Origin of the sequence: Mycobacterium sp. (genome assembly GCF_049683935.1) — a bacterium.
In the GTDB taxonomy this organism is placed as follows: Bacteria; Actinomycetota; Actinomycetes; order Mycobacteriales; family Mycobacteriaceae; genus Mycobacterium.
Genome location: NZ_JBAUJR010000309.1, coordinates 1 through 7,284, shown reverse-complemented (window position 1 = coordinate 7,284; position 7,284 = coordinate 1). Strand labels below are relative to the sequence as shown.

Below are 7,284 nucleotides of genomic sequence, written 5' to 3'. Positions count from 1 at the left end.
GTTCTCGTTCGGCAGCAACGGCATTCGCCCTGACACACGCCGCGCAGTCCTGGGCGACGCTGGTCTCACTCGACTTCACCGTCTTCGACTCCGATACAGCGGCACTCGATTCGGCATCGGAGGGCATGTTCCGCGCGTGGGACGAAGTGTCCGTGACGGGCTCGATAGCCGAGACAGCCTGCGCTCTGGCGATTCTCGACGAATACAGCCTCGGGGTGAGGCGTGCGAGGTTGCCGCTGCCCGCAGCTCTGACGGCCGAGATCTCCACACTGAGCAACGCCGTCGCCTCGCCGGTGCATCCATCACGGGTCGACAACCCCGAGACGGTGGAGGTTCGCCTGTGCAGCATTCGGCCGGAACCGTTGCCGCACAACAGAACCTCGATAGGGTTCTACGGCAGCGACGACGCCGAGCGGGTGGCCGGGGTCCTGGCGTACCGGTTCGGCGGCGACATCGCACCAGCGACCGAGCGGGGCTGCATCCAGGTCGACCGCAGCGCCGACATCAGCGACAGTGACCGCGCCGCGGTCGATCGCTACACCCGCATCGTCGAATTGCGCGCCAACATCGCCGCACTGGACCCGCAACGTGACATCGCGTCGATCACGCGCCTCGACACCCTCTGCTCGGCCGTCCTCCATCGTCGATCGACACCGTCGACGAGCCCGATCTCCGGCACCGAACTGGTCCGCAGATACCTCAACTCACCTCCCCCGCCACTCGATGTCGTGAAGGACTGACCCGCCATGACCACTACTCCTCCCCCGTCGCCCGCCCGACCCCGCTCATGGGTGATCGACACCGATACCGGCGGCGACGTCCCGTATCCGAGCCGCTTGCTCGACCCACGCGACGCGGGTGCGAAGGCGCACACACTCGCCACCCACGATCCGTTCGTGTTTCCCGCCGATCGGTGGTCCAGCGTCAACGCGCTGCTGGACTGGATGCTGCGCACCGCCCCTGCGTGGGCACTCGAGGTGCACGGGCAGCGGGCGATCGCGGACACGGTACGCACGCTCCCCGCGCTCCCCGGCCACAGACTTCCCGGACGCCGCGTGCTCGACAGATACGCCGCTGCTCTGCGAACCGGGACAGCAGCACTCGACGAGGACGCTCACAGCCGCGAACGCAGCTCCGGCAAGGAGAGCACGGCACCGTCCTGGACGGTGCAGTTGCCGCCGTTGGTCGAGGAACTCTATCGAGAGGCATCGGTACTGCTCCAGCTCTCTCGAATCCCCAGCCGTGCACTCGTGCAGGCCCGCAGTGTGGTCTGGCTCGGGCGGGCTTCGCCAGTCCCCGGCCTCGATCCCGGCACGTACGCCGCCGACCTCGAGACGAGCGTGCGAACCGAAATCTTCGACTGCGTCCAAGCGTGCATGTGGATTCCGAGATGACAGGCCCCACATGCTACTCCGGACGGACGGTGCCACCCCCGACCCGAACGAACATCGATTCTCGACTCGGTCCCGCCCACTGGAGCGTCGGTGACCCTGCCGTGTGGCTCGTGTGCGACCTGGTGCCTGTTCTCGGTGCCGCTCCTTTCCAGGAGATCACCGGCACCGTGGCACCTACCGTTCCCCGGTTCGGTAACTGGGTGAGCAGGGCCACACTCCCCGGCGAGCCGGGCGGTGCACCCACCGGAGCGTGGTCGGTCGACGTCTTCCACACCGATCCCCACTGCCTGCCTTGCGCACGCGCACTACAGGAAACGCGCACCGAACTTACCGAGTCCTGCGAACGGTACTGGGCGAAGTGGAGCCCGCGCGCTCACCGCAGGTTCACCGAACTGCGCTCGCACGTCGACTGGACCTCGATCGACGGTGACGAGCGGGGGAGGTTCACCGCGGACGCGGACGTACCGGACTGGCTGCGTGAGGCCACGGCCGGTGCCCTGACCGGACGCAACAGTGCGGAGTTGGCCGCGTCGCTACTGCTGGCACGGACGAACGCACCGATCCCCTGGCCGAGCCTGCTCGCCGCCTACCCCGGCGAGGTGGCGCTGCCCACCGGCGACGCCGCAGCGCGGCGGCAAGCTACGTGGCCCGAGATCGCGGAAGCCTTCGAAACGATCGAGTCCGCCGGACTGACCGCCTACCTCGATGTCGGTCTCGAGGTCGACCAGGACGGGGGCTTGCTGTTGGAGCCCGATGCCATCGGCATCTACGGACTCGATATCACCCACGGCGTCGACGATCTGATCGCGCACGTGACCGACATCCTGTCGATCGAGTCCGACTGGCGCGGGATCTGGGAGACCGGATGACCACACCGAGTCGACACCGGCCATCCTCCACCTCCTACCTCCGAAAGACCTCTGCCATGAACACACCCCCCACCAGCACACCCGCCGCCGACGATCTGTCTCGCCTCAGCGACGATGACCTCGAGCTGCGGCTGTTCAACCAAGACCGAATCGCCGCTATGGCGCAGTGGATGACGAACCCGGCCGGTGCCGGCCTCGCCGAAGTTGCGCAACGAGCGCTCTCCGCCACCGTCGTCGAGATCGGTCGACGTGGCACCTCGCCGCTCCTCGAGAACGAGGATTGGGCAGCGCTGCACGAATCAGCCATACAGGCACTCGCAGAACACGATCGGGGCATTCGATGACCACACCGGAACTTCGCCCCACTCCCCCGGTCCTTCCCTACGGCACCGGGCCCGTCGTAGGTTTCGTCGCCGGCGGGCTCGTTTCCGTGGTCGGCGGCGGCTACCTGTCCGGTCTCGTCGCCGGCACCGGTCCCGCACTGCCCGCCGGTATCTACGGGGTGATTCCGGTGGTGGCAGGCCTGTTCATGAACCCAGGCGATCCCGCGTCGGCGTGGCCGGTAGGTGCTCAGCCGGGCGGCGCGGTCCTGACGTGGCTGTGCATCGGCGTCATCGCGTCCGCGTGCACGCTGCTCGGGGCGGTCGTCTCGGCGAAGAACATGGCCCGTAAAGCAGCCCGGCGAGTGCGTGCGAGCGGCTTCGCCGACCGTAACGAGCTCGTCCGCAACGGAATGGACCCGAAGTCCGCAGCACAGACGGCGAAGAAGACCCGGTTGAGCCTGGCCGACCGGCCCCTACGCACGATCGACGCGGCAGTCGAGGCAACCCGCATCGGGACGCTATACGACGACAAGACGCAGCCGGTGACCTTGCAGTACCGCGATGGCATCCTGGTCGAGGGCCCTACCGGTTCCGGTAAGACCTGGCGGATGTTCTGGCGCGCGGTCGTCGACGCCGTCGGGACGGTCGTGGCGACGTCGACGCGCGGCGACCTGCTTCGGGCAACGTGGGCCGAGCGGAACGAGCGCGGACGGGTCGAGGTGTTCGATCCCGAAGGATTGACCGCGGTCCCGAACCCGATGCGTTGGTCGATTCTGCACGGGTGCGAGGACCCGGAGGTCGCGATGCGTCGCGCCGCGGCGCTGGTGCAGGCCATGCCGATGGACGGTACCTCGAATGCGAGCTACTGGAACGGCAAAGCGGCGATGCTCATGCGCGGATATCTCTATGCCGCGGCAGTATTGGACGCGGATCTGGTGACGGTGAGGGTCTGGGCCGCCTCGCGTGATGTGCGGATCGTCCACGACATTCTGTCGGCCGATCTGCCGGACTGGGATGCCGAGCTCAGTCAGGCGCTCGAATCGAAGTCGGATTCGTCCGACGACGTAATCAGCGCCTGCACACGTCTTCTCGAGCCGCTCGCATCACCGAAATTGATGCGCGCGGTCAACGTGCCGCGCCGTGAATCGGTGGACCTGGAGTCGCTGATCACCGAAGGCACGAACACGGTCTATCTGATTTCGGACGGCGGCAGCGAGTCGGCGGCAGCGATCACTACCGTCCTGTCGGCCGAGCTCTACCACGTGGCCAAGACATACGGGCTCACCCAGCCCGACGACAAGATCGACCCGCCGCTGCGCATGGTGCTCGACGAGATGAACAACGTCGCAGCGATCCCGAAGATGCCCTCGCTCATCACCGACTCCGGTGGCCGCGGAATCCAGATCTGGGCCGGGGTGCACTCGCGGCTGCAAAACGAACAGCGGTGGGGTCATGTCGCCGGCCACCAGTTGTCCAACGACTCCCCGGCCCGTCTGTATCTGCCCGGTCTCGGTGATGCCGACGAGCTGGCCACCATCTCGAAGGGGTTGGGTATGCGCGACGAATACACCAGCGCCTCCCGCATGTCCGGGCCGCGGTCGGTGCCGGTGATGGCGGGCAGCGAGATTCGAGCGATGAACGCCGATCAAGGGCTGCTGGTGTACCGCGGATCGAAACCGATCAAACTGCACGTGCCCTCTGTGTGGGACGTGCCTGCCCTCGCGCGGCGCGTCCGCGCCAACCAAGCGGCATTCGATGCGTTCTGCGCCGGGGAGAAGCCGTGAGCATTCCCGAATATGTTCCAGGACCGGCAGATTGGGCACACCTCGATCAGGACAGTGCACGGGAGCTGTGGTCGGAGCTGGTGCCGTGGGTGGAGCAGGTGCGCGCCCGATACGACCTCGGCCGCGTGATCAAGAAGTGCTGGTTCCGGCACCCCCCGCTCCTCGAGGAGCTGACCGCCGCGATGTACGCCCATCGTGAGGCATACCAGTGGACGAAGAAGAACATCTACCACGGCGGCATGGCGGCCTGGCACTACCAAGTGCTCTGGCCGCTGATGTCCCGCATGAAGTCCGTGACCAGCTTCGAGGAATGTCTCGGCGACACGTGCGGCTACCGTCCGACCCCGGCACCGACCGACCCCGAGTTGGCCGAGTTCATTGCCGCCGACGTCGATCAGCGATCATTGCGAGTCGCCGGCCCACCGACGGCGGACGGAACCGACGACGAGATCACCGAAATGACCTTCGACGATGTGTTGCTCTTGATCGACGCCGGCGAAGCGGTCCCGGAGGATCCCGCCGACGATTTCAGCGCCGTCGACATCAGCGGCCACCGGTGGGAGTACGACGATCAGGCAGGGATGTACCGACCGGCCGACGGCACCGACTGACGCACACGATTCGGCGTTGCCCCGGCACGGCTTGTGCATGGTCGGGCGTCCGCTACCGCGCCGAATCCTTCTGCGACATAGCGAAAGCCACTGCAATTCCCACCAAGAGCATCGCACCCAATCCACCCAGCGTGGTCGGGACCCACGCCGCGACCCGGTAGGCACCGTCCCAAAGAAATGCTCCCGCCGCTATGACGATCCACAGAGCGGGCACGCCGAGCACGACCCTCCAGTCCGCGGACTGAGCGGTGCGGCGTGCGATCGCGAATACGACGCCGACGAGGACCGCAGCCACGAACACCGTCATCAGCAGCGACCGGGCCCAGCTCGTGCAGTGGCGTAGTACGGCGAACACCTGCTCGATGTAACCCTGGAGGGTGAAGTAGAGACCAACGAACGTCGCGGCGGCCCCGATTACTGCGGCCAGGACACCGACGATGGTCGCTACGAACGCCGGCCCGGGGACATTTTCGAGGATGTCTCCTGCGGCCGCGAAGGCGCAGAACGCAACGAAGAGAATGGCGACGGTGGCGAGAACCCACCCGAAGATGAGCAATGTGTTGAGGATCCAATCCCAGGCCGACCATCCCATGAGGTGGTCAATTTCCGCGTCGTTGGTGTTCATGCCAGCGTTTGTAGCACCTGCCACCGACACATTGGGTCTGCTGGACAGTGAGACGAATTACTTCGCAGTGCGCTCTCTACTGGCAGATCCGAAACGCTGAAACGCCGCCTGGCGGGTGGTGTCGAGCGCGAGCCCGATGACGGCCCAGGAGTCGCCGGCATCGCGTGCCGCGGTGACCGCTGCACGTAGTTCTGCGTCGGCGTCGTCGACGCTTTTGCGTGCGGCGATGATGCGTCGCAGGTTCTTCGCGTCACGGGCGTCGTGTGCGTTGGGATCGAGTGCGTCGAGGCCGGTGACGTCGGTGTCGGTGTGCTTGATGGTCTGCATGTCGTTCACCTCAGATAGTCGTAGAACTTCGGACGCAGTTTGTCTGCGTGGATGATCCGGTTCGGCTCGTCGACCGGTACGGCGACCAGTTCGAGCATTCGCCCGGCGGTGTCCGGTCCGATCAGCAGCACCCGGTCCTCGCCGGCGTACTCGTATTCGATGTAGCGAACCTGGTTGTCGAATGCGTGCATGATGTCGGCGTGGACGACGCCGTGCTTGTAAGCCGAGTCCGTGATATCCACGTGTAAATATAGCCTTTACAGATAGCGGTGTCAATGCTGCCTTGACACTCTGTGTGTGCGAGGTGCTGCTCCGCGTGTCCGTCGACGGGACGCTGTGAACCTACATCCGCGGTCCTCGCCGCTGCCGGTCGTGCTCGACGACCGGATTGTGCTCGGTGAGGGTGCGGTGGTGTTCGATGTCGTGCTCTTCGCGCAGTTGGCGAATGCGTTCTTCCTGTTGTGCGCGGTGGTGTTCGTCGATGTGTTCGGCGAGGGTGTCGATGTCGCGGTGCACAGCGTTGAAGGTGGCGTGTTCGGCGCGGTCGTCGGGTCGGTCACCGGCCACGGAGGTGGTGTCGGTGACCGAGCCGCGGTCGCGGTAGGCAGCGATGTCGGCGGCGGTGCGGTTCCATTCCGCGGTGAGTTGTTCGTCGTCGACGGGCCTGGCGGGGAGATGGGCGGTGAATCCGAACTCCGGCAGCCGGTCGGGTTCGTCGGCCGCTGCGATCCGCGAGGTGAGCTCGACGTGCTCTGCCGTGATCGCGGCGTAGTCGGCGTGGAGGCGATCGGCCGCTGCGTGGTCGACCACGTGAGCGTCGAGGTCCGGGGTGGGAAGCCAGGCTGGGGCTGCGGGGTCGACGGCACTGCGCTGCGGCGGTGCGATGTCATCGAGAGCTGCCAGGACCCCCGCGCCATGTCGAGTGGAGTGGGTGGCATCGGTGATCTGTGTGCAGAGTCGATCGAGGTCGTAGCCGCCGTGATCGGTCAACTCGCGCATCCGCCCGATGGCGGTGTTCCAGCGTGGATCGTCCGAGTGCTCGGCCAGCGCCACTGCCATCGGGAAGTGCTCGGTCAGAGTTGCGGCATGCTCGTCCGCCCACCGCGAGTTCGCGCGGGCTGCGGCGTCGGTGATCTTCGGGACGACGTCACGGATGAGGTTGGCGGCCGTGACCTCGATGTCGCGGGCCTCGAGCTGCTGGGCGTGCCAGGCAAGAACATCTGTCGGTGACAGTCCCGCCAGCGCCGCGGTGCGCAGGTGCCGACCGAGGCGATGCACGCCGGGTTCGGCGATGAGGCGTTCGGCGGTCGCGGGGTCGAATGCGGCCTGGATGGGGCGCTGGACTCGTGCG

General features: G+C 66.4%; 10 protein-coding genes. 6 read left to right on the top strand and 4 right to left on the bottom strand.

Annotated elements, in window-relative coordinates:
• From WA965_RS18190 to WA965_RS18165, 6 genes are all read left to right on the top strand, one after another.
• A partial coding sequence (locus WA965_RS18190; protein WP_526447900.1) for a hypothetical protein occupies window positions 1–740 on the top strand: 740 nt, incomplete at its 5' end.
• Between the two features lie 6 nt (window positions 741–746).
• The gene (locus tag WA965_RS18185) at window positions 747–1,394 is read left to right on the top strand and encodes a hypothetical protein (protein ID WP_526295956.1); all 648 of its coding nucleotides are present in this window, start codon (window positions 747–749) and stop codon (window positions 1,392–1,394) included.
• On the top strand, window positions 1,391–2,263 hold the full coding sequence (locus tag WA965_RS18180; protein ID WP_526295958.1) for a hypothetical protein: 873 nt from the start codon (window positions 1,391–1,393) through the stop codon (window positions 2,261–2,263). Before WA965_RS18185 ends, WA965_RS18180 begins: the two co-directional genes overlap by 4 nt.
• Window positions 2,264–2,319: 56 nt before the next feature.
• Window positions 2,320–2,607 (top strand): hypothetical protein, encoded by a 288-nt coding sequence (locus WA965_RS18175; RefSeq protein WP_526295960.1) that lies wholly within the window; start codon window positions 2,320–2,322, stop codon window positions 2,605–2,607.
• Window positions 2,604–4,370 (top strand): type IV secretory system conjugative DNA transfer family protein, encoded by a 1,767-nt coding sequence (locus tag WA965_RS18170; RefSeq protein ID WP_526295962.1) that lies wholly within the window; start codon window positions 2,604–2,606, stop codon window positions 4,368–4,370. The genes WA965_RS18175 and WA965_RS18170 overlap by 4 nt, the downstream gene beginning before the upstream one ends.
• Window positions 4,367–4,981 carry a hypothetical protein gene (locus WA965_RS18165; RefSeq protein ID WP_526295964.1) on the top strand — a complete coding sequence of 205 codons (615 nt, stop codon included), beginning with the start codon at window positions 4,367–4,369 and terminating at the stop codon, window positions 4,979–4,981. The genes WA965_RS18170 and WA965_RS18165 overlap by 4 nt, the downstream gene beginning before the upstream one ends.
• 52 nt (window positions 4,982–5,033) lie before the next feature.
• On the opposite strand, the gene WA965_RS18160 is transcribed toward WA965_RS18165, so the two are convergent.
• The 4 genes from WA965_RS18160 to WA965_RS18145 form a co-directional block, all read right to left on the bottom strand.
• A complete protein-coding gene (locus WA965_RS18160; RefSeq protein ID WP_526295966.1) occupies window positions 5,034–5,606 on the bottom strand; it encodes a hypothetical protein in 573 nt (190 codons plus the stop codon).
• 57 nt (window positions 5,607–5,663) lie between these two features.
• Entirely contained in the window at window positions 5,664–5,924 is a 261-nt protein-coding gene (locus WA965_RS18155; RefSeq protein ID WP_526295970.1) for a hypothetical protein, read from the bottom strand.
• 14 nt (window positions 5,925–5,938) lie between these two features.
• Window positions 5,939–6,175 (bottom strand): hypothetical protein, encoded by a 237-nt coding sequence (locus WA965_RS18150; RefSeq protein ID WP_032375764.1) that lies wholly within the window; start codon window positions 6,173–6,175, stop codon window positions 5,939–5,941.
• Window positions 6,176–6,275: 100 nt separating this feature from the next.
• A partial coding sequence (locus WA965_RS18145; protein WP_526447898.1) for a hypothetical protein occupies window positions 6,276–7,284 on the bottom strand: 1,009 nt, incomplete at its 5' end.